The sequence below is a fragment of the Ensifer sp. R1-3 genome, assembly GCF_056739175.1.
Map to the genome: position 1 here is coordinate 39825 of NZ_CP096517.1, position 22435 is coordinate 62259.

The window sequence follows — 22435 nt, forward strand, 5'->3', positions numbered from 1 at the left end:
GGACTGACTCATGTTCGACCTGATCATCCGCAATGCGAACCTGCCGGACGGCCGGCAGGGCTTTGATATCGGCCTTGCCGGCGGCAAGATCGCCGCCATCGAGAAGTCGATAACTGCGACCCCCGGCGAGGAGATCGACGCGGCCGGCCGCCTGGTCAGCCCGCCCCTCTGCGATCCGCATTTCCACATGGATGCGACGCTGTCGCTCGGTTTGCCGCGCATGAACATCTCCGGGACGCTGCTCGAGGGCATCTCGCTCTGGGGCGAGTTGCGGCCGCTGCTGACGAAGGAAGCCCTCGTCGAGCGAGCGCTTCGTTATTGCGACCTCGCCGTCACCCAGGGCCTTCTCTACATTCGCAGCCACGTGGACACGTCCGATCCGCGCCTCGTGACGGCAGAAGCGCTGCTCGAGGTCAAGGAACAGGTCGCACCCTATATCGAATTGCAGCTCGTCGCCTTTCCGCAGGACGGATATTTCCGCGCGCCCGGCGGCGTCGCCTCCCTCGAGCGTGCGCTTGACATGGGCATCGGCATCGTTGGCGGCATTCCTCATTTCGAGCGGACGATGGAAGACGGCGCCCGCTCCGTCGAGGCGCTGTGCCGGCTCGCCGCCGACCGCGGCCTCCCGGTCGACATGCATTGTGATGAAACCGACGATCCGATGTCGCGCCACATCGAGACGCTGGCGGCCGAGACGGTGCGCTTCGGCCTCAAGGGGCGCGTGGCTGGTTCGCATCTCACCTCGATGCACTCGATGGACAACTACTACGTCTCGAAGCTCATCTCGCTGATGGCCGAGGCGGAGATCAACGTGATCCCCAACCCACTGATCAACATCATGCTGCAGGGCCGCCACGACACCTATCCCAAACGGCGCGGCATGACGCGGGTGCGGGAGCTGATGGCGGCCGACCTCAACGTCTCCTTCGGGCATGACTGCGTCATGGACCCCTGGTACTCGATGGGCTCGGGCGACATGCTGGAGGTCGCCCATATGGCGATCCACGTCGCGCAAATGGCCGGCATCGAGGACAAGTGCAAGATCTTCGACGCGATCACCGTCAATTCGGCAAAGACCATGGGGCTCGAGGGCTACGGCCTCGACATTGGCTGCAAGGCAGATCTCGTCGTGCTGCAGGCGGCGGATGTCACCGAGGCATTGCGGCTGAAGCCGAACCGGCTGTTCGTCATCAAGGCGGGCAAGGTTATCGCCAGAACCGCGCCGCGCGTCGGCGAGCTTTTCCTCTCCGGGCGTCCTGCCTCGATCGACATGGGACGCGACTACGTTCCCCCGGTGTTGCAGCGCTGATCCCAAACCGCTGGAGCGGACCACAGAACTGTTGAGAAAATGAGGTCCGGTGACGCGAAGTTCCATATAGTCGTGACAAGGGAGACCAGTCAGATGCGCATCAATGAAGACCTGACGAAACCCGTAATCGTCCATTCGGCTAAACTCGACTGGGTTCCGAGCCCCGCCGCAGGGGTGGATCGCCGCATGCTCTACCGTGTCGGCGGCGAAGTTGCGCGCGCAACTTCGATCGTACGCTATGCGCCGGGCAGCGCCTCCCCACGCCACGTCCATAGCGGCGGCGAGGAGATCCTCGTGCTCGAGGGGACGTTTGAGGACGAGCACGGCGACTATCCTGCGGGCAGCTATTTTCGCAATCCGCCCGGCACCTCGCATGTACCTGCCTCGAAGAATGGGTGCACGATTTTTGTGCGGCTCTGGCAATATCGTGAGGGCGACGGCACGCAAATCGTTCGCCACCCTGGAGAGGGTGAACCAGCGCCGTTGCGTGAGGGGGTCGAGGCAGTGCGGGTCCTGTTTGACGACGGGAAAGAGCGCGTGTCGGTAGAAAACTGGCTGCCGGGTTCAGCCGTCAGCGTCGAGAATCGCCGTGGGCTCGAGTTCTTCGTCCTCTCCGGCGGCCTCGCAGTCGGGGGCGAGCAACTGGAGCCGCAGAGTTGGGGCAGGTTGCCCGCAGGAGAGGCGCTCGAAGCGATCACCGGACCCGAAGGCGCTGAGATCTGGATCAAGGATGCACCGCTGCAGCATCCCGACGTACTGCAGCTACCCTGAACGCTAGGCAGGGCCGGACGGAAAAGCGCTGCACGGTTTCCCTCTTAGCGCGTCTGATAAGACGCGCGGCGCTGTAGAGCGCGGGCCGCCGTTGCTGTTCGTCGAGCACCCGCAGTGTTCCATCAAGATTTTTGGTGAAACCGATAAGCAAAGTGCAATTGGTTGAGCGAAGTCTGCATGTTATGGGCAGCTATGACCGTGAATGTTTCGCCAACCGTCATGTTCCTGCTGATCTCATTCGGCACCGTCCTCGGAATCGCGGGGACTGACTTGGTGCTGCCTGCAATTCCGGCCATGCCCACCGCACTCGGCGGGACTGCGGCATTGGCGCAGATGGTCCTCGCAGCCTATGCCGGTGGCACGCTCGTGGGATTGCTTACCTTCGGCGAACTCGGGGCGAGGTACTCTCGCCGCAAGCTGTTGGTCTGGTCGCTGGGCCTGTTTGCCGTCACGTCTCTTCTGTCTGCCTACGCGCCGACATTGGAATGGCTCGTCATCTTGCGTTTCGCGCAAGGCGCGTTTGGCTCGGGCCCGGCGGTTTTCGCGCCGGGCTTTATTCACGGGCTTTACCCTGGGGACAAAGCGCCTTCCATGTTCGGCAGGCTGGGCTCCATCGAGTCCTTGACGCCGGCTCTTGCCCCCATCGCCGGCGCCTATCTTATGACGGTGGGCGGCTGGCAGACTTCTTTCCTCATGCTGGCCGGACTTGCAATTCTCTGCGCCGTCGGCAGCTGGGCTTACCGTCAATCACTTCCAGACCGGCTCGAGGCTCTTGAGGTCCATCAAAGCTATATGTCGATCATCCGCAATGGCGATTTTCTTCGGCACGGCTTAAGCCAGGCTCTTTCCCTCGGCAGTATTCTCATCTTTGTATTCGGCGCCCCCGCAGTGATGACAGGGGCATTGGGCATGACCATCGGAGACTTCATTCTCCTTCAAGTTTTCGGCATTGCCCTTTTTATTCTGGCGTCGAACGCGTCCAATGCACTTGCCCGAAGATTCGGGATCGAACGCATGATCATGATTGGTACAGGAAGTCTGGTTCTTGGCTTCCTCCTGATCCTTCTCTACACATCGCTTGGCGGACGCAGTTTGACCGTGCTCGTGCCCCTGTGGATGACGGCCAACGGCGCGTTTGGGATCCGGGGACCAATCGGCTTCCATCAGGCAATAGTTGCCTCAAGAGGCGATCATTCACGCGGCGCCGCATTGGTCGTTGCGGCTATACTTGGGATCACTGCCGGAGGTACGGCCGCCGCCGCGCCTTTCATCAACGTAGGCTGGTGGCCGCTAGCCTTGGCGAGTAGCCTCGCTGCGCTACTGGCTTTGCTGTGTCTGAAGCTGATCGGCAGCACCGCGTAAGAAGCTGCAGCCTGTTAGACTGCCACTATCAACGACCATCCAGGGGAAGGCCAGGACATGGGCTCGAGCCACGTCCTGGCCTTTTACCGATCAGACCAGATCAAAGCGGTCGGCATTCATGACCTTGGTCCAGGCCGCAACGAAGTCCTTCACGAACTTCTCCCTGGCATCGGATTGGGCGTACACCTCCGCAAAGGCGCGCAGCTGCGAATGCGAGCCGAAGATCAGGTCGACTCGGGTGCCGGTCCACCTGGCAGCGCCCGTCCTGCGGTCGCGGCCTTCGTATACGCCTTCTTCGCCTTCGATGGGTGACCACTGCGTGCCCATATCGAGCAGGTTGACGAAGAAGTCGTTCGTCAGCGCTTCGGGGCGGGACGTGAACACGCCGTGCTTGGGCTCGCCCGCCTTCAGCACCCGCAGGCCGCCGACGAGAACGGTCATTTCCGGTGCGGTCAGCGTCAGCAGCTGAGCCCTATCCACCAGAGCCTCTTCCGGCTTCATGAATTGCTGACGGGTGGTGCTCACATAGTTGCGGAAACCGTCGGCACGAGGTTCCAGCGCCGCGAAAGATGCGGCGTCGGTTTGTGCCTCCGAGGCATCCATGCGGCCCGGTGTGAACGGCACGGTGATGTCGTGGCCGCCGGCCTTGGCAGCCTTCTCGACGGCGGCGCCACCGGCAAGCACGATCAGGTCGGCAAGCGAGATCTTCTTGCCGTCGGTCTGGGCGGCGTTGAAGTCCCTCTGTATACCTTCAAGCACAGAGAGAACTCTGGCGAGCTGAGCCGGCCGGTTGACCTCCCAGTCTTTCTGCGGCGCCAGACGGATGCGCGCACCATTGGCGCCGCCGCGCTTGTCGGAGCCGCGGAAGGTCGAGGCGGAAGCCCAAGCGGTCGAGACAAGTTCCTGCACCGACAGGCCGGAAGCGATAATCTTCGCCTTGAGGCCGGCTATGTCCGTCTCGTCGACCAGCCTGTGGTCGACAGCCGGGATCACGTCTTGCCAGATCAGGTCCTCGGCCGGGACTTCAGGCCCGAGATAGCGAACCTTCGGCCCCATGTCGCGGTGGGTCAGCTTGAACCAGGCGCGGGCGAAGGCGTCCGCGAACTCATCCGGATTTTCGAAGAAGCGGCGCGAGATTTTCTCGTAAGCGGGATCGAAACGAAGCGACAGGTCCGTGGTCAGCATCGTCGGAACATGCTTCCTGGAGGGATCATAGGCATCCGGGATGGTGGCCTCGGCGTTCTTCGCCTTCCATTGATACGCGCCGGCGGGGCTCTTGGTCAGTTCCCACTCGTGGTTGAACAGGTTTTCGAAAAAGTGGTTGCTCCAACGGGTCGGGGTCTGCGACCAGGTCACTTCCGGCCCGCCCGTGATCGCGTCCTTGCCGACGCCAGTGCCGAAGGTGCTCTTCCAGCCAAGACCCTGATCCTCTATGGCGCCGCCTTCCGGGTCTGCACCGATGAACGACGGATCGCCGGCGCCATGCGTTTTGCCGAAGGTGTGGCCACCGGCGATCAGCGCCACGGTCTCTTCGTCGTTCATCGCCATGCGTGCAAAGGTTTCGCGGATATCGCGCGCGGCAGCAACCGGGTCGGGGTTGCCGTTCGGGCCTTCCGGGTTAACATAGATGAGACCCATCTGCACGGCGGCAAGCGGCTCGCTCAGTTGCCGTTCGCCGCTGTAGCGCTCGTCGCCCAGCCAGGTGCCTTCCGGTCCCCAGAACAGTTCCTCGGGTTCCCATACGTCCACCCGGCCCCCGGCAAAACCGAAGGTCTTGAAGCCCATGGATTCGAGCGCGACATTGCCGGTCAGAATCAATAGATCCGCCCAGGAAATCCTGTTGCCGTATTTCTGTTTGATCGGCCACAGCAAACGTCGGGCCTTGTCGAGATTGGCGTTGTCCGGCCAGCTATTGAGCGGCGCGAAACGCTGCTGACCCTGGCCGGCGCCGCCACGGCCGTCGGTGATACGGTAGGTGCCAGCGCTGTGCCAGGCCATGCGGATGAAGAGCCCGCCATAGTGGCCGAAGTCGGCCGGCCACCAGTCCTGCGAATCCGTCATCAGTGCATGCAGGTCCCGCTTCAGCGCATCGAGGTCGAGCTTCTTGAACTCCTCGGCGTAGTTGAACGTATTGCCCAGCGGATCGGAAAGGCCGGAATGCCGGTGCAGAACCTGGACGTCCAACTGATCCGGCCACCAGTCGCGGTTCGATCTGCCTCTTGGTGCCGTATGTGCGACGGGACACTTGCCCGCACTATCGCTCTTCTGATCCATGATAATCTCCTCTTCCTCGATTGGGCGCGTCCAAAGCAGCCTGTCCGCTAAGTCGATTGAGCTGCATCAATTGGGCCGGCGCATGCTCCCCATGATTTGGCGCAATTTTACCCTATTGGTCAAACAGCTTGTTCCCTGATCGGGCCGATGAAGGCGCGCAATTTGGCGGGCATGTGGCGGCGTTGCGAAAAAAAGGCTGAGCCCGGGATAAGCAGGGCACCACTCTTCCACCACCGGATTAAGGCGTCCGGCAGCCATATGCGCAGCGAGCGAATACTCGCCGATATAAGCGAGTGCGGCGCCCGAATGCGCGGCCGCCAGGATAAGGCCCGTCGCGTCAGCGTCAGATTGCCGGCAACTTGAACACGTGCGCTTCACCCCGGCGCTCGAACTCCCAGCGATACATTCTGCCGTTCGCCATGCGCATCTCGATACAGCGATGCTGCACCAGATCGAGCGGGACGATTGGCTTGGAACGCCCCTTGAAATATTCAAACGATCCGACAACCAGGGAACGGGGTCGGGTGATCGGAATGGCCACCATATCGGGCGAAATCGCTCAGGAAGTCGTACCCCGGCATCGAGGCCCTTCTCCGACACGACCTCAAGCTCGACCTCCGGATAGCGGCGGCCGTATTCGAGTAGCAGCGGCTCCAGCAGCATGCGTGCAACTCCCGGCGCTATGTTGAGCCGAAGCCTTCCCGAGGGCCGACTCGAATGCTCGCCGATATGCTCGATCGCATTCTCGATTGTTTGCAAATCCGGTGCGATCTCAGAGAGGAATTGTACTCCCGCAGCAGAGAGCGCCACGCTTGCGTCTCGAACAGGAAAGAGGGTGCAACTCTCCTGGTCGGAGGCGAAGGGCGTCCGGAAGGCTCGAACGAGGCTGGTTCGTTCGTCCAACTATCTTCTCTGGCGTCCGCAACGACATGCGCGTCGCCCGCGAGAAGATCTTCGGTCCGGTGCTCTGCGTCCCTTCTTGTCGCGACGAGAAAGAAGCGATCTCGATCGCCAACGACACCCACTACGGCCCGCAGGCCAATGTCTTCTCTTCCGACCTCGAACCGGCACAGCGCGCTAATGATCGCATCGAGGCAGGTCGTGTAATCATCAATGGCGCACCGCACGAGCCGCTTGCACCCTTTGGGGCTTCAAGCAATCAGGCTTCGGCCGCGAATTCGGCGTCTTCGGCCTCGAAGCCTTCCTCGAGCCCCGGCAGTCCATTCTTGACAGATCGTTCCATTATTCTTAAGTAGGCTTTATGGCACGGATCAAGGAATTTGACAGGGACGAGGCATTGGACGCTGCGATCGCTGTGTTTCGCGAGCATGGTTTTGAGGGCACCTCGACGGAGATGCTGCTAAAGGCGATGAAAATAGGCCGCCAGAGCCTCTACGACACCTTCGGTGACAAGTGGAAGCTCTACTGCCTCGCGGTGGAACGCTATTCGGCGAGCGAGACGAGTGCTCATATCGCCTTGTTGCGCGGCAAACCACGTGCACTGGAGGGTATCCGGTTGGTGATGGAACGCGTTGTGGACAATGCAAACCAAGCTTGTCTCGGCGTCATCTCGATCTGCGAGTTCGGTCAAAGCCGGCCGGACCTGGCGGCACTGCATCACGCCGCCGATCGTCGGCTTAAGAACGTCGTCGTTGAACGCATCAGAGAAGCCCAGGCTGCAGGTGACTTAGCCGTTTCATTGCCCGCTGAGGCGGTGGCCGATTTCCTCGTTGCCAATATCGCCGGTATCAGGATAGCCGCACGTGGGGGAGCCGGTCGGGAGCATCTGCAGTCCCTCAGCCGATTGGCGCTTCGCGCAGTCACCTAGCAGGCCAAAACCTTTGCCCTTTTCTGGAATGAACAGTCAAAAAGGATATATACATGAAAGCCGTTGTGATGAAAGAGGTCGGTGGTACCGACGTGATGGAGTTCGTCGATCGCCCTGAGCCCGTCGCAAGGCCGGCACATGTCGTAGTCGAGGTCGCCGCGGCCGGCGTCAACTTCATGGACATCGGCGTGCGCCAAGGTATGGCCTGGACCGACATCCCTAACCCGAAAGTTCTGGGTGTCGAGGGCGCTGGTCGCGTGCTTGCCGTCGGCGACGGAACGGGCGAGTTTGCAGTCGGCGATCGCGTCGCCTGGGTCTATGCTCCCGGAAGTTATGCTCAGCGCCAGTCGATACCGGCAGCCTCCCTCGTGAAAATTCCCGATACCGTGGACGACCGTACGGCCGCATCCACGATGATGCAGGGCCTCACCGCCAGTCACTTCGCGACGGATTTCTATCCAGTGCAGCCGGGCGACATCGCCCTTGTTCATGCGGCGGCCGGCGGGGTCGGCCTGCTGCTGACACAGATTATAAGGCTAAGGGGTGGCCGAGTAATCGGACGCGTATCGTCCGAAGACAAAGTCGCGATCGCCAGAAAGGCTGGCGCCGAGCACGTCATCGTCGATACCGACGGACGGTTTGCCGACGAAGTCCTGCGCTTGACTGGCGGCGAGGGCGTGAACGTCGTTTACGATGGCTCCGGTCCCAAGACCTTCAAGGGGTCGATCGAAGCGCTTCGCCGGTCCGGTACCTTCTGCTGGTACGGACCAGTGCTCGGCGGGCCTGGACCGCTCGAGATCATGAACCTGCCGAAGAGCATCAAGATCGGCTACGCAACGTTCATGGACCACATCCACACGCGCGAACTCCTTCTCGATCGCACCAAGCAGCTTTTCGACTGGATCGAGGACGGATCAATCACGGTGACGATCGGCGAAACCTATCGCCTTGCCGACGCCGCCGGCGCCCATGCCGCGATGGCAAGCCGTGCAACCACCGGAAAACTGCTTTTGATCCCGTAAGGAGCAACGCATGAACTATATCTCGGAGCGCCAACCGACACGGGCATGACCGCAGCCATGGTCGTTTAACGTGATGGAATGCCTCTGAAGAGGGTCGGTTAGCCGGTGGAATTGCCGTACTCGACCGCGGGGTTCATGGCCGGCGCCAGCCCCATCACAGACGAGGCGCTGTGCTCTGAGTGTGCCCTGAATTGGGTGCCCATCGATTATCTCGATCGGCATCAGCCCCTGGAGGTCGAAAGCTCCACACGCGTGCCTATCCCGATGTTTGCAAGGAATGTCTCGTCGTGGCTGACGACGACGAGTGCGCCGTCATAGGAGAGCAGCCCAGCTTCAACCGCCTCGATGGAGTCGATATCCAGATGGTTGGTCGGCTCGTCGAGAATGAGCAGCGATGGGGGATCGGAACCGCCGAGTGCGCAGGCAAGGCCGGCGCGCAGCACCTGCCCGCCGCTCAACGCCTCCACCCTTTGCAAGGCCGCATCCGCGCGAAAGCGAAAGCTGGCCAATGCCGCCCGGCAGGCGTTGTCGCTGGCACCGGGATTGAGCCGCTTAAAATTTTCGAGGATCGTCTCGCCGCGCTCCAGAATACTGACGCTCTGGTCCAGCAGAGTGAATGGAACATTTACGGAAACGGTTCCTTTGAAGGGTGGCAATTCTCCGGTGACTACCTTCAGAAGACTCGTTTTGCCCGACCCGTTGGGGCCGGTGACCGAAACGCGCCGCGGGCCGACCAGCGAGAAGGATAGATCCCGAATGATCGGGCGGGCGGGATCGTAGCCCGCCGTCACGCCGTCAAACGCAAGGACTTGCCGTCCGGCGGGAAGTTCAGTTCGCGGAAGACGGATGGAAAAGGGCTGTAGCACCTCGATCCGCGCTTTGGCCGCTGTGACGGCGTCGAGCGCGCCTGCGCGCCGTCGCTCGGCGAGTTCCACACTCTTGCCCCGGCTTTCTTCCGCATTGCTCTTACGCCGGCCTACCAGAATCCGCGGCATGTCACCCTTTGCCGCTTTTCGGGTACCAGACGCGTCACGCTTGTCCAGCCGCTCTGCCAAGGCACGTGCCTTGCGGTCGACTTCGTCGGCGGTCTTCCGTGCATGTGTGAGGCTTTGCTGCGCCGCTTCCAACTCAACCGCCCTCGCCGCCTGATAGGCACTCCAGCCCCCGCCGTAGCGCTTTGTCCCGAGCGAGGTCAGTTCGATAATCGCGTCCATTTCTTCGAGCAGTTCACGATCGTGACTAACGACAATTGCCCCGCTGCGCCAGCCGGAAAGAAGGCCGATAACCGCCCGTCGGCCGTCACGATCCAGATTGTTGGTCGGCTCGTCGAGAAGAAGAAAGTCGGGCTCGGAGAATATTGCCGCGGCGAGCACCGCCCGCGTGCGCTGGCCGCCGGAGAGCTGGTTCAGGAGCGTATCCGCCCGCGCCTCCAATCCAAGCCGGGCAAGGGCGGAAACTATCCGCTCTTCCACTGTCCAGTCCGCAGTTTCGAGTTCTTCAACACTCGCTTCGCCTTTTTCAGCGCGCCGTAACACCGCAACCGCCTGCGTCGCACCGAACACGTCGGCGATGGTTTCATCGGCGCCGGCCCGAAGTATCTGCCTCGCTAGCGCGACACGTCCCTGGATGGCAACCGTGCCGGAGGAAGGCCTTAAAGTACCGGCAATAATGTTGAGCACGCTCGTTTTTCCTATCCCATTTCTTCCAACCAGACCCGTCCGCTCCGGACCAAACGCCAGGTCGAGATCGCTAAAAACATGCTCCCCGTCGGGTTTCGACCAGGAGAGAGCGGAGAGCGTGATGGAGGGCATGGCGAACCTATTGCAATGTTAAAAACAGCACGGTACCGTGCTGTTATCATTAATCAGCGGTGCGGACAATGGCGTTGTCCGTCCCGCCCATCGGACGGCATCGGACATCCATGATTAGAGCTCGCAGACGTGCCGGCGGACGCCCCACCCGGGAAGAGGCCGAGGCTCTGACCCGCCGTCTTCTGGATAGCGCCCGCTCGACCTTTGCCCGCAAGGGGATTGCGAACTCTTCCATGGAAGAGATTGCCGCGGAGCTCGGAATCTCGAAACACACGCTGTATCGGCGATATCCAAACAGGCAGGCGCTTCTGGAAGCCGTGGTCGAACGTGACCTCGTTCGCTTCCGCAAGACGCTTGCCGAAGCAGCGGGACAAGGTGAGGCACCTCTTGCAGCGTTGCGCGATATGGCTTTCAGATATTTCCGGTTCGGCACGGACCGTGATTATTCCGCTTTCTATCTGTCGGTAACCGCCGAGGCCGTGTTTTCGCTGCCATTGCGGGAAAGGTTGGCAGCGTGGTCGAGTGCTGCACTGGAACCCCTCGTGCAGGCGATCATATCGGCTCAGGCCGCCGGCCTGGTCGTGCCGGGATCTGCCATAGAGATTTGCCACGTCCTCATCGATTTGCTGGAAGGCGCGAATAACCGTGTCCGCCTCTGCCTGTCCGAAAGTCCGGATGCCTCCGAACGTCTTCGCCTGTTCGAAAGCCGCTGGGCCGTTTTCCAGACTGCCATGATGCCCGAACCCAATCGACCGCTGGGCGTGTGAAGGATCCGCTGGTCTCGCAGCCGATCCTTCATCGAATTGGCGGCATTCCCCTACCTTAAAGTGGCAGCACAGACGCTGCCAGGAGCCCGGCCAGCGCCGAGGGTTCCGGGGAAAATATGTCATAGATACAAGGCGCTGCAACCACGGCGAATGTCAGTATGCCGACTATGAGACGCTTCATCGAAACCTCCTTGGATCACGAACTCGGTCAGGCGAGTGTCAGATCGACCTCGATGTTCCCCCGGGTTGCCTTTGAGTAGGGGCAGGTCTGATGCGCTTCGGCGATGAGCGATCGCGCAAGGTGCGCGTCGATGCCGGGCAGGCTGACGGCAAGCCGGGCCTGAAGGAAAAAGCCGCCATCTGATTTGGCGAGATCGACTTCAGCATCGACTGCCGTTTCGGCCGGGAGCGTCAACTTATGCTTCGACGCGGCTAGACTTAGTGCACCGATAAAACAAGCTGACCAGCCGGCGGCGAAGAGCTGCTCGGGATTGGTTCCGGCTTTGCCGCCGCCGGGCGGCGAAAGCCTGACGTCCAGTTGGGCATCGTCGCTGCGGGCAAACCCTTCGCGGCCGCCGGTCGTATGAGTCTTGCCTGTATAGAGAACCTTTTCCTGCGTTGTCATCAGACACTCCGTTCGTGACGTCGCACGATCGCGACATTTGACGACGTGTGTTTTGCCTGGGCTACGTATCGGGAATGTTTGCGAAACCCCCGAAATTGTACCGGGATGTAGGCACATCGCTGGAAGGTAGCCAGGGGGATCCGGCGCTGATTACCAAGTGCGGCGACCGACGAATTTGGAGCACGCCCGACGCTCAGGGGTGGATGCCGCTGGCGATTCCGCTTGAGTGGGATCGCTCGGCACCCGCGGGTCGGCATATGCCCGTGCCGATTGTGTCCCCACGGCGTTGGTCAGGCGGCCGGTATCACGACACCCCCCGCCCATCGAAGCCATTCGCTCTCAGCAACGCCATGAGCATCGGGCCAAGCGAGAATTTCCCTTGCCGCGCCTTGGCGGTCAGATCGCGCAGATAGCCGCCAGCAGAGTTGATATGCCCTGCCCTCTCTAGAATGCAGGCCACGGCGACTCCGGCGTTTTCCGGTCCCATGACCTCGCAGGCCTCCTGATAGGCCGAGGGGTAAACGCCAAGCATAGATCGTACCGTGACTGCAGCGATCATGAGGTCGCGCCAACTTCTCACTGCACCGTCAGGACCGTAGTTCATGATTTCCGGGCAGGCTTTCAGTACCATTCCCAGCGGAAAGGTCCTTTTTGCCTTGTTGGCCGGTTCAATGGCTTGGCCGTCTAACCGCTCATTCCGAGAGCAACGTTCAAGTTCAATAATAGATTCGGGTTTTGATTCCTGTTTGTGCCGCTCAGTTTGATCGGGATTGCCGCTCATCTCGTGTGGTTTTATGTGCTTTTGCAACTGGTTAGCCACCTGTTCGCGCAGCGTTTCGAATGCCACTACCAAAGGGGTGAGATCAGCGATATCGGGCGTCCTCGGTATAGCCTGGACGAGGCTTCGGAAATCTTCCTGCATAGACGTCCAGTGGCCCGGCACTTCTACGAGCACCACGTCTATCAACTTGGCGATGTCTCTGCGGCAGAGCGTCAGTCGCTCGCGTAGCCGCTGCAGCTCCATCCGATCAGCCTCGGCTTCGGCAGCGAGTCGCTCTATTTCGCCGGAGCGGGCCAGCAGTGGTGCGAGCGAAAAGCCGAACGCTGTGCCGATCGCTCCATCGCGAGTCTTGCGTGCATAGCGCTTGCCGTTCGGACTGTCCTTGCGAGCGACCAGCCCTGCATCGACGAGGGCGGCCAGATGCCTTCTGAGCGTAGCCTCGGCCATGCCATGAGCTCTCAGTGACAGCTGAACGTTCGAGGGAAAGACGACCAGACTGGTCTCCCCGCTTAGCGTGTTCTCCGGATAGAAGCTCAACAGCGCGTTCAGAACGGCTAGTGTCCGATCGCTGATGCCAAGACGGCGTTTGGCAGCACAAAGCGAGCGAAACAATTTCCACTTGTCGACCGACTTGCCAGGTTCGATGTCGCGGGAGATGAACTGGCCTGCCAACAGGGCAAGCGTCATCGACCGCCGCCCAAAGGGCGTCGTCACACTTCCAATCTCCATTTCCTTCACCTTCGATAAGGCAAAAGAAAGCAGCTCACCAAAAACGGTGCCAAGGACTCTTGACTGTGATTCGTGGAAATGCGATTCTCGATCTTGCTACAAATCTGAGGAAGGCTTCCACGGCTTGTTCGTTGGGGGCCTTTTTCTTTTGCGGGTTAGTCTCCTTGTTTCGAACTCTGCTTTTGCATGAACTGGTCGTGCAGGCTTTCGATCTGACCTGCAATGAAATCGACAAAGCCTGACGGCACAGACTTGTTGAATGTCAGCTTCGCAGCCGACTTGCCGCGTTGGATCTGGCCAAGCACGAGGCCATGAGAGATCAGATCGGTCGTGGAAGACGCTGCAGCCCTCACATCAACCTTGGTAAGGGCTTCAAAAACCGCAGCGAAGCGTAGATCGCTGGAAGAGGCTTGAATCTGCTCTTGCTCCAGAACCAACTGCGCCACCTTCGCGGGCTCCCGGTGAGCCGCCCAGCGCACTTCGAACTCGATCCATCTACGCCGTCCGATTTCAGGAGCCGGACCAATCTGCATCAGGATCTCGCGCGGCAATGCTGCCGCTATCCGGATCATTTCGGAGATATGCGACCTGCCGGTGCTCAGGGACTTGCAGATCACGTCGCGGCGATAGCCGGCAGCCTCCTGCGATTGCGCAAAAAGGCATCGCTCGATGAAGGACAGGTCCTTGCGGTTGCTGTTCTCTTCCCCTTGGAGAACGATCGCATCTTCGTCGCTAAGTTCCCGGGCGATTGCCTTGAACTTGATGCCGAGGAGTTTGGCAGCGGCAAGCCGGCGCCGGCCAAATACGATCTGAAACGGCCTTGCGGCCCCTCGAACCGGGCGGACCAAGCCAGGAGTACTCTGTCCATGCTCGCGCATCGACTCGAGCAAATCCGCAATACCGGCTTCGCTGTAGCCGGAATCAAAGCGATCCCGGATGGCCGATTCCATGATCTCGTCTGGATCGATCTCGACGATCTGGCCACCATCCTTGAGAAGGCGTTCGGCAAGTTCGCTGCGTTCCTGCATCTGACGGACGCCGGCTGCAACTTTGAGAAGATGTGGCGATGTCGACCGCTGCATCCCGCCCTTCTCTGCAGAATTTTCCAGCTGTCCGAGGACATTGGCAAAAAGGCCCTTGGAATCCTTGCGGCTCATTCTCTCCCCCATGCCTTCCAGAAGAGGCCCTCGAGTTCAGCATTGGCAGCATTGATCGACTCGATGGCGCGGTCGTAGGTTTTCGGCGCCGAAAATCGGGACCTCTGAACCTCGTAAAGGCTCTGCTTCCACGTCAGAGCATCGGCCACCGCGGTCGACTTGATGACGGAGTTGAGGAGCAGATCCTCGCCGAACACCTGTCTCATCAGCGCGGACATATTCGCTTGCGGATGATCGTTCGGCTCGAACTTTGTGATCAGGAACTTGGCAAAGTCCCATTGAGCGGCGGTGCCCACCTCATTCAGGATCTGCATGTACGACCCGGCAAGCTCCAAAAACTTTGCGGTCGAGTCCACATCCAGCATATGTGCCGGAACCGGGATGATGACTCCAGTCGCGGCGGTCAGCGACGAAAGTGTCAGGAAGTTCAGCGACGGAGCCGAGTCCATAAGGACGAAGTCGTAGTCACCGGCGACCTGCTCCAGAGCTTGAGAAACGCGAAGCAAGAAACCGGTTCCTGCTGACCGCCGCATCTCGAGGGCGACGGCCGTCTCGAACTCGGTCAGTTCGAGGCCGGCACAGATGACGTCGAAACCAACGATGTGGGTCTTGTGGATGATGGATTTCGTCGGGACGGGATCGTCGAAACGAATGGCTGAGAAAAGTGTATCGCCGCCGCGGTAATCGAATTCGGGCAGGCTACCATGGAGCGCGGTGAGAGATGCTTGCGGGTCGAGATCGACCGCCAGCACGCGATAGCCCTTGAGTGCCAGATAGTGACCGAGATGGATTGTGGTAGAGGTCTTGCTGGAGCCGCCCTTGAAGTTGGTGACCGCAACGATCTGGCATTGCTCATTGCCTGTCCGGCGGGGGTTCATCCATTTCTTCCGGCCGTTTGCCGCAAGAGCCATACGTAGCTCAAGAACCTGCTCGAGCGTGTAGAAGCGCCGGCCGTTGGCGATTTCGGGCTCAGGGCCCTGTTCCTTGGCGGCAACCTGGCGGATATAGGCCTCGGTTACGCCCAGCAGGGTGGCAACTTCGGTAGAGGTGAACTTGCGCATTGTGCGACGCGCGTTCGGGGGGAACTGCGCCATGCTCAAGTTGTTCAGTGCCATTTCGAGCTTACTGGAAAAATTCTCCATGAAAGCGAGGCTGCTTAGGTGTCGCGTCATCGAAAGAATCCCTGTGATCGTTTCCGTCACTTAAGCAGTGAAGTGGTTAACCGCTTGCTAATCGCCACGTAACTACTCGAAAACACGCAAATTCGAAAAATTTCCGCAACTAAGACGTACTCCGATTCGGCTATGGCCATCAATGCGCGCTGTGGATGACGCACAGAGCCGGGGGGAAGGCGCCAGTGCATGCCGGTTCTCGACCCTCCCCGCCTCTTTTTTGGACGAAGATGTGCGCAGACGTCGCTGGGCGGAGACGCAATAGTGGTTCACTGCGGAAATGGTTGGCCGTTGCTTTCAATGGAGATCTGCCGAACTCTTCGCAGAGTTCCCCGCGGGGAACTCTCGAAGCGACGACGCTGGCGCGCAGTACCGACTGCTCGCCAAGGCGAGACATATGTGCCGTATTGGGAACAGCTCGGCATCTCGGTGCTCGCCTGCGCTCCGGCCTGCCTCAATCTCGTGGGTCATTATCGAGAACGACTGCACCGGATGGTTCTCCGCCGGAAAGCTGGCGGCGTTCGGGCGCGAACAGGTTGCCGGAGATACACAATGCATAGGCCACGCCTCGAGACTAGAGTAGCGGTGAAGGTTGCGTATATTTGGCAATCGGCAGGACCTGTTCCCGTAATATGATTTTCGGTCCAGACGATTGCCTCAGACAAGAGTGAAGCCAAACGTTCCCCGCGGGGAACTTGGCGGCGTGCCGACCGTAGCTCCGTTGATGCGACCATCTACGGCAGGTGTGAGATGCCGCTAGAGGACGAAATGTCAGGCCCGGTTGCTTCGGTGCAAGGCAAACTTCCTGTTGAGGCGGGAAAGTGCGGCCGCATTAAAGGACACGCTGGTTGCACGAGTGTCGGTATCCTTTGGACGGACTATCGTGTCGAGCGGCTGACGATCTCTTGCGATAGGAACTTCTTTTAAGCCGGTCGCCGCGACACTACCGCCCTGCTCGACCGCCGCGGTGGAACTCGACGGTTCACTTGGCGTTCTCTCACGGTCTTGCCGAGGCTTCATTCGCCGTCGCGCAAAACGTCGTGCACCGACTGTGTACCCCGCGGGGAACACTACTCGCGGCGGGGTGGTGATCCAATAGACGGTGATCGACTTTGCCGCGGGTCTGACTTTCCCGGCGCTTCAGGTGCGGCCGAATGCCAAGCTTCAACTGTTCCCCGCGGGGAACTTTTGGAGGAGATCTCGACAACGCCGCAAGACGAGAGTCACGCTCGGCGCCGATTGGCCCGGCAGCCGGCTTTTGCTGTAGAAGCCTTCCCGTGAAGGATTGCCTCTAATCGACCCCCGAAGAACCCCATGCCTTTGCGAAGGACGCTGGTCGCTCGGACCGCTGACGGAGGAGGGCAGGGCGTCATGGGTGGTCAGGCCGTCATGGGTGGTCAGGGCGCACGGCTGGGTGAGCGTATCCGTAGCGGCGAACCGGCGGGGTGAACCTACTTTGATCATTTCAATCGTAGCTCCTCTCTCAAGTAGATCGGCGAGCTAGAGCAGGGCCAGACATATGCCTTCGGCTTTCGGCTTTCGGCTTTCGAGCTAAACAGCGAGACAGCGGCAGATCCGACTGCGGCGATGCGCAATGGTCACGCTGACAGCTCCACAAGCCGTGGCATTAGTGGCCGAGAAATTACAGTTTGCGGGAGCCGACCGACTTAAGGTAAGGTTTGTGATGCTGGTCGGACGGGCATCACGAGTGTTTTCTGAGGCTGCTATAAGTTATTGAAGAAAAACACATTTTACGGCCTTATGGAAGCTATCTTGCTGATAACTTCCGCCACTCCTGACCGCGGCAACCCACCGCTCGGCTAGTACCGGAACTGGTCCCACGGTTCCAATGTTCCCCGCGGGGAACACTCTCCGAATTCCCCGCGGGGAACATTATTCGGCAACTGACGCGCAACACAGGCGCGTCCTCTCTCTGGATGCCCGCCTCCGCTCGCTGCGGCGGCTTTCTTTGACGATATCACTCCACCTTGACTTGCTGGTGTCGAGGCCTAGACTCCATTGTTGCTGACACGAGATGGAGGCTGTTCCCATGAATGTAGACCTCTCACGGCGCAGCTTTTTGAAGCTGGCTGGAGCAGGGGCTGCGGCAACGTCACTCGGTGCGATGGGGTTTGGTGAGGCTGAGGCGGCGGTCGTCGCGCATGTCCGGCCTCACAAGCTGACGACGACCACCGAAACGCGCAACACCTGTCCCTACTGTTCCGTCGCCTGTGGCGTCATCATCTATTCGAAGGGCGACCTCCGCAAGGGTGAGGCTGCCGACATCATTCACATCGAAGGCGATGCGGATCATCCGACCAACCGCGGTACGCTCTGTCCCAAGGGGGCGGCGCTCAAGGACTTCGTGAAGTCCCCGACCCGTCTCCAGTATCCGATGCACCGCAAGCCGGGCTCGGATAAGTTCGAGCGTATCTCCTGGGAGGATGCTTTCGACCGCATCGCACGGTTGATGAAGGATGACCGCGACGCCAATTTCATCGCGGCGAATGCCGCAGGCGTTCCGATCAATCGCTGGACGACGGTCGGCATGCTCGCCGCGTCGGCGACCACCAATGAAACGGCCTGGGCGACCTTCAAATTCGCCAAGGCTCTGGGAATAGTCGGTTTCGATAATCAGGCGCGCGTCTGACACGGCCCTACGGTGTCCAGTTTGGGCCCAACATTTGGCCGTGGAGCGATGACCAACTCCTGGACCGACATCAAAAATACCGACCTCGTAGTCGTCATGGGCGGCAATGCGGCCGAAGCGCATCCCTGCGGCTTCAAATGGGTGACCGAGGCGAAGGCCACGCGGGGCGCGAAGCTGATCGTGGTCGATCCGCGCTATACCCGCACCGCGTCCGTATCCGACTATTACGCTCCCATCCGTCAGGGAACCGACATCGCCTTCCTCAACGGGGTGATGAAGTATTGCATCGACAACGACAAGGTGCAGTGGGCCTATATGAAGGCGTTCACCAACGCCTCCTATCTCGTCAAGGACGGCTTCGGCTACCAGAACGGCCTCTTCACGGGCTACGACGCGGAAAAGCGCGACTATGACAAGTCGACGTGGGACTATGTCCTCGGCGACGACGGCTTCGTCGTAACTGACCCGGCGCTCCAGCACCCGCGTTGTGTCTGGAATCTGCTGAAGGCGCACCTCGCCCCCTATACGCCGGAAATGGTGGAACGGATCTGCGGCACGCCCAAGGACAAGTTCCTCAAGGTTGCCGAGATGATCTCGGAATGCTCGTCTCCGACAAAGACGATGACGTCGATGTATGCGCTCGGCTGGACCCAGCATTCCAGCGGTTCGCAAAACATCCGCGCCATGGCCATGCTGCAGCTCATCCTCGGCAATATCGGCGTGCGCGGCGGCGGCATGAACGCGCTTCGCGGCCACTCCAACATCCAGGGACTGACTGACCTCGGTCTAATGTCGCATCTGCTCACGGGGTATCTGACGATGCCGACGGAAAAGGACGTGGATTTCACGACCTATATGTCGACACGCCAGTTCAAACCATTGCGTCCAGGGCAGACAAGTTACTGGCAGAACTACAGGAAGTTCATGGTCTCCTTCCAGAAGGCCATGTGGGGGGATGCCGCCCGGATCGACAACGACTGGGCCTTCAATTACCTCTCCAAGCTCGACGTGCCGGCCTATGATGTGCTTCGCGTGTTCGAGCTGATGTATGCCGGCAAGGTCAATGGCTACATCTGCCAGGGCTTCAACCCACTTCTTGCCTTCCCGAACCGGGACAAGAACACCAAGGCGCTGTCGAACCTGAAGTGGCTCGTCACGATGGACCCGCTCGACACAGAGACCGCACGGTTCTGGGAAAACCATGGCGACTTCAACCCTGTCGATACCGCATCCATCCAGACCGAGGTGTTCCAGCTGCCCACGACCTGCTTTGCGGAGGAAGAGGGCTCGCTGACAAACTCGGGCCGATGGTTGCAGTGGCACTGGGCAGGTGGAACACCCCCCGGCGAAGCAAAGCACGACACTTACATCGTCGCCCAGATATTCCTCAGGATGAAGGAGATGTATCGCAACGAGGGTGGCGCGTTCCCCGATCCGATCCTGAACTTGTCATGGGACTATGCCGATCCGAACGAACCTACGCCGGAGGAGCTGGCGAAGGAAATCAACGGTCGGGCACTGACGGACCTCATGGATCCTGCCAACCCGATGAAGGTGCAGGTCGCGGCCGGCAAGCAGATCCTGAACTTCTCGCAACTCAGGGACGACGGTTCGACCATGTGCGGTTGCTGGATCTATTCCGGCAACTTCAACGAGCAGGGCAACAATATGGCCCGCCGCGACAACCACGATCCGGACGACACTGGCGCTTATCTCGGCTGGTCATTCGCCTGGCCGCTTAATCGCCGCACGCTCTACAATCGTGCTTCGGCCGATTTGCAGGGCAAGCCGTGGGATCCCTCACGTAAGCTGCTCGAGTGGGATGGCACGAAGTGGGCGGGCTACGATGTGCCCGATATTGCTCCTACGGCAAAGCCGGACGAAATCGGCCCGTTCATCATGAACCAGGAGGGGACTGCACGCCTGTTTTCACGCGGTTTGATGCGGGACGGGCCGTTCCCGGCCCATATGGAGCCTTTCGAATCCCCCGTCGCCAACGTCTTCAATCCGAAGATGCGGGGCAACCCGGTCAGCCGCGTCTTTCAGACGGACGTGGCGCAGATGGGGCTGTCGGACGAGTTCCCTTACGCGGCTACTTCCTACCGGCTGACGGAACACTTCCACTACTGGACCAAGCATAACCGCGTGAATTCCGCGCTTCAGCCGGAATTCTTCGTCGAGATCTCCGAGGAACTGGCAGAGGAGAAGAATATAGAAAACGGCGGCTGGGTCCGGGTGTGGTCGAAGCGTGGTTCGGTCAAGGCGAAGGCGGTGGTGACCAAGCGCATCCGGCCGCTGATGTGCGACGGCAAGCCGGTCCATGTGGTGGGCATCCCGCTTCACTGGGGGTTCACCGGCTCGGCGAAAAAGGGCCTCGGCCCCAACTCGCTTGCGCCTTTCGTCGGTGACGCCAATATCGAAACGCCGGAATACAAAGCATTCCTGGTCAATATCGAACCATCGACGGCGCCCGAGGAGGCTACAGTATGATGGACAGTCCTCGCACCGCCGTCAGCAATCCGCCGGTTCAGCCGATGGAAAGCAACCTTACCGAGCGGGATCTCGTACGCCGCTCGGCAACCACCGAGCTGCCGCCGCCCGAGCGGCAGCTCACGCCTGTCGCCAAGCTGATCGACGTCTCAAAGTGCATCGGCTGCAAGGCCTGCCAGTCTGCGTGCGTCGAGTGGAACGATACGCATCCGGGGATCGGCGAAAACGTCGGCTACTATACCAACCCCCATGACCTCACCGAGGACATGTTCACGCTCATGCGCTTTGCCGAGTGGGTCAATCCCGAGACCGACAATCTCGAATGGCTCATCCGCAAGGACGGCTGCATGCACTGCGCCGATCCGGGGTGCCTGAAAGCCTGCCCGGCGCCGGGCGCAATCGTCCAGTATACGAACGGCATCGTGGATTTCGTTCACGAGAACTGCATTGGCTGCGGCTATTGCATAAAGGGCTGTCCCTTCAACATTCCGCGCATCTCGAAAGTCGATCACCGCGCCTACAAATGCACCCTCTGTTCCGATCGGGTCGCCGTCGGCCAGGGACCGGCCTGTGCCAAGGCCTGTCCGACCCAGGCGATCGTGTTCGGCACGAAGGAGGATATGAAGAAGCATGCGGAACACCGCATCGCCGATCTCAAATCCCGCGGTTATACGAATGCAGGCCTTTACGATCCGCCGGGCGTAGGCGGCACGCATGTGATGTATGTGCTGCATCACAACGACAAGCCGCACATCTACTCCGATCTGCCGGACGATCCGAAGATTTCCGCCGTGGTCCAGGCATGGAAGGGTGTGACCAAATACACAGGTCTCGCCGCAATGGGTCTCGTGGCCGCCGGGGCAATTCTCCACGGCGTCTTCGGCCGGGCCAATCGTGTGCAGCCGGAAGACGAAGAGAGTGCGGAAAGGCTCGTCGATAGCGCCGGAGCCGCAGGGAGGACGCCTGATGACAAAGGCCAGCGATCTTGAACCGGAAGATGCCATCCATCGCGGACCGCCGGTCACAGTCGACCGCTATGGGCCGGGCAAGCGCGTTAATCATTGGATCACGGCCTCCAGCCTGATCCTGCTGGCGCTTTCCGGCCTGGCAATGTTCCACCCGTCGCTGTTTTTCCTGACCGGCCTGTTCGGTGGGGGGCAGAACACGCGCATGCTGCACCCGTGGATCGGCGTGGTGCTTTTCTTCAGTTTCTACATTTTCTTCTTCCAGCTCTGGAAGGCCAACCTCTTCACCAGAGCGGACATGGGCTGGTTCACGGGCATTCGCGACGTGATCGGCGGGCACGAGGACCGCTTGCCGGAAATGGGCAAGTACAATGCCGGCCAGAAGGTGATCTTCTGGGCAATGGCCTTGCTGATCGTCGCGTTGATCATAACCGGCGTCATCATCTGGGATCAGTACTTCTACAGCTATACGTCGATCGAGACGAAGCGCTTTGCGGTGCTCGCCCATGCCGTGGCGGCGGTGCTGATCATCTGCGTCTTCATCGTTCATGTCTATGCGGCCTTCTGGACCCGCGGGACGTTCCGCGCGATGACGAAGGGCTCGGTCACCGGTGGCTGGGCGTGGCGGCATCATCGCAAGTGGCTCAAGGAACTGGCTGGACGCGGCCGGATCGATCCTGCAGAATAACCGGAAACGAGCTGTGGCCGGTCGGCCCGCGAGG

The 22435-nt window shown here is 60.3% G+C and carries 16 protein-coding genes and 1 pseudogene; 10 read left to right on the forward strand and 7 right to left on the reverse strand.

Annotation, left to right across the window (positions count from 1 at the left end):
- Window positions 1–10 precede the first annotated feature (10 nt).
- The 3 genes from M1D43_RS25110 (at window position 11) to M1D43_RS25120 (ending at window position 3442) form a co-directional block, all read left to right on the forward strand.
- Window positions 11–1309 (forward strand): amidohydrolase family protein, encoded by a 1299-nt coding sequence (locus M1D43_RS25110; protein ID WP_017277070.1) that lies wholly within the window; start codon window positions 11–13, stop codon window positions 1307–1309.
- 93 nt (window positions 1310–1402) lie between these two features.
- Window positions 1403–2080, forward strand: a complete 678-nt coding sequence (locus tag M1D43_RS25115) for a cupin domain-containing protein (RefSeq protein ID WP_498814655.1) — start codon at window positions 1403–1405, stop codon at window positions 2078–2080.
- A gap of 177 nt (window positions 2081–2257) precedes the next feature.
- Window positions 2258–3442: an MFS transporter gene (locus tag M1D43_RS25120; RefSeq protein WP_026030166.1), complete on the forward strand. Its 1185-nt coding sequence runs from the start codon at window positions 2258–2260 to the stop codon at window positions 3440–3442.
- Between the two features lie 90 nt (window positions 3443–3532).
- Here M1D43_RS25120 and katG read toward each other — a convergent pair whose 3' ends face one another.
- Both katG and M1D43_RS25130 read right to left on the reverse strand, forming a co-directional pair.
- On the reverse strand, window positions 3533–5716 hold the full coding sequence (gene katG, locus M1D43_RS25125; RefSeq protein ID WP_017277072.1) for a catalase/peroxidase HPI: 2184 nt from the start codon (window positions 5714–5716) through the stop codon (window positions 3533–3535).
- A 343-nt stretch (window positions 5717–6059) separates the two neighbouring features.
- Window positions 6060–6260: a type 2 periplasmic-binding domain-containing protein gene (locus M1D43_RS25130; RefSeq protein ID WP_017277073.1), complete on the reverse strand. Its 201-nt coding sequence runs from the start codon at window positions 6258–6260 to the stop codon at window positions 6060–6062.
- 281 nt (window positions 6261–6541) lie between these two features.
- Between M1D43_RS25130 and M1D43_RS25135 the strand changes: the two are divergent.
- The 3 genes and pseudogenes from M1D43_RS25135 to M1D43_RS25145 all read left to right on the forward strand — a co-directional run.
- A pseudogene (locus M1D43_RS25135) lies at window positions 6542–6968 on the forward strand (aldehyde dehydrogenase family protein); the annotation flags it as partial.
- Window positions 6969–6977: 9 nt separating this feature from the next.
- A complete protein-coding gene (locus tag M1D43_RS25140) occupies window positions 6978–7544 on the forward strand; it encodes a TetR/AcrR family transcriptional regulator (RefSeq protein WP_015241741.1) in 567 nt (188 codons plus the stop codon).
- Between the two features lie 53 nt (window positions 7545–7597).
- A complete protein-coding gene (locus M1D43_RS25145; protein WP_010968231.1) occupies window positions 7598–8566 on the forward strand; it encodes a quinone oxidoreductase family protein in 969 nt (322 codons plus the stop codon).
- 221 nt (window positions 8567–8787) lie between these two features.
- Here the strand turns inward: M1D43_RS25145 and M1D43_RS25150 are convergent, their stop codons facing one another.
- Window positions 8788–10377: an ABC-F family ATP-binding cassette domain-containing protein gene (locus M1D43_RS25150; protein WP_014528142.1), complete on the reverse strand. Its 1590-nt coding sequence runs from the start codon at window positions 10375–10377 to the stop codon at window positions 8788–8790.
- Between the two features lie 110 nt (window positions 10378–10487).
- On the opposite strand from M1D43_RS25150, the gene M1D43_RS25155 reads away from it, so the two are divergent.
- Window positions 10488–11144 carry a TetR/AcrR family transcriptional regulator gene (locus M1D43_RS25155; protein ID WP_014528143.1) on the forward strand — a complete coding sequence of 219 codons (657 nt, stop codon included), beginning with the start codon at window positions 10488–10490 and terminating at the stop codon, window positions 11142–11144.
- A gap of 208 nt (window positions 11145–11352) precedes the next feature.
- Here the strand turns inward: M1D43_RS25155 and M1D43_RS25160 are convergent, their stop codons facing one another.
- The 4 genes from M1D43_RS25160 to repA all read right to left on the reverse strand — a co-directional run bounded on the left by M1D43_RS25160 (window position 11353) and on the right by repA (window position 15608).
- Window positions 11353–11769 (reverse strand): organic hydroperoxide resistance protein, encoded by a 417-nt coding sequence (locus M1D43_RS25160; RefSeq protein WP_017277075.1) that lies wholly within the window; start codon window positions 11767–11769, stop codon window positions 11353–11355.
- Window positions 11770–12073: 304 nt separating this feature from the next.
- Window positions 12074–13279 carry a plasmid replication protein RepC gene (repC, locus tag M1D43_RS25165; protein WP_027989001.1) on the reverse strand — a complete coding sequence of 402 codons (1206 nt, stop codon included), beginning with the start codon at window positions 13277–13279 and terminating at the stop codon, window positions 12074–12076.
- A gap of 155 nt (window positions 13280–13434) precedes the next feature.
- Window positions 13435–14436: a plasmid partitioning protein RepB gene (repB, locus tag M1D43_RS25170; RefSeq protein WP_014528146.1), complete on the reverse strand. Its 1002-nt coding sequence runs from the start codon at window positions 14434–14436 to the stop codon at window positions 13435–13437.
- Window positions 14433–15608 (reverse strand): plasmid partitioning protein RepA, encoded by a 1176-nt coding sequence (gene repA, locus M1D43_RS25175; protein WP_027989002.1) that lies wholly within the window; start codon window positions 15606–15608, stop codon window positions 14433–14435. Before repA ends, repB begins: the two co-directional genes overlap by 4 nt.
- Window positions 15609–17658: 2050 nt before the next feature.
- Here repA and fdnG point away from each other — a divergent pair.
- From fdnG to M1D43_RS25190, 3 genes are read left to right on the forward strand one after another with little or no spacing between them, the layout of a single operon-like run.
- Complete coding sequence (fdnG, locus tag M1D43_RS25180; RefSeq protein WP_192937441.1) at window positions 17659–20748, forward strand: formate dehydrogenase-N subunit alpha; 3090 nt, start codon at window positions 17659–17661, stop codon at window positions 20746–20748.
- Window positions 20745–21737, forward strand: a complete 993-nt coding sequence (gene fdxH, locus M1D43_RS25185) for a formate dehydrogenase subunit beta (RefSeq protein ID WP_153315252.1) — start codon at window positions 20745–20747, stop codon at window positions 21735–21737. Before fdnG ends, fdxH begins: the two co-directional genes overlap by 4 nt.
- The gene (locus M1D43_RS25190; protein WP_010967002.1) at window positions 21715–22401 is read left to right on the forward strand and encodes a formate dehydrogenase subunit gamma; all 687 of its coding nucleotides are present in this window, start codon (window positions 21715–21717) and stop codon (window positions 22399–22401) included. The genes fdxH and M1D43_RS25190 overlap by 23 nt, the downstream gene beginning before the upstream one ends.
- The last annotated feature ends 34 nt before the right edge of the window (window positions 22402–22435 follow it).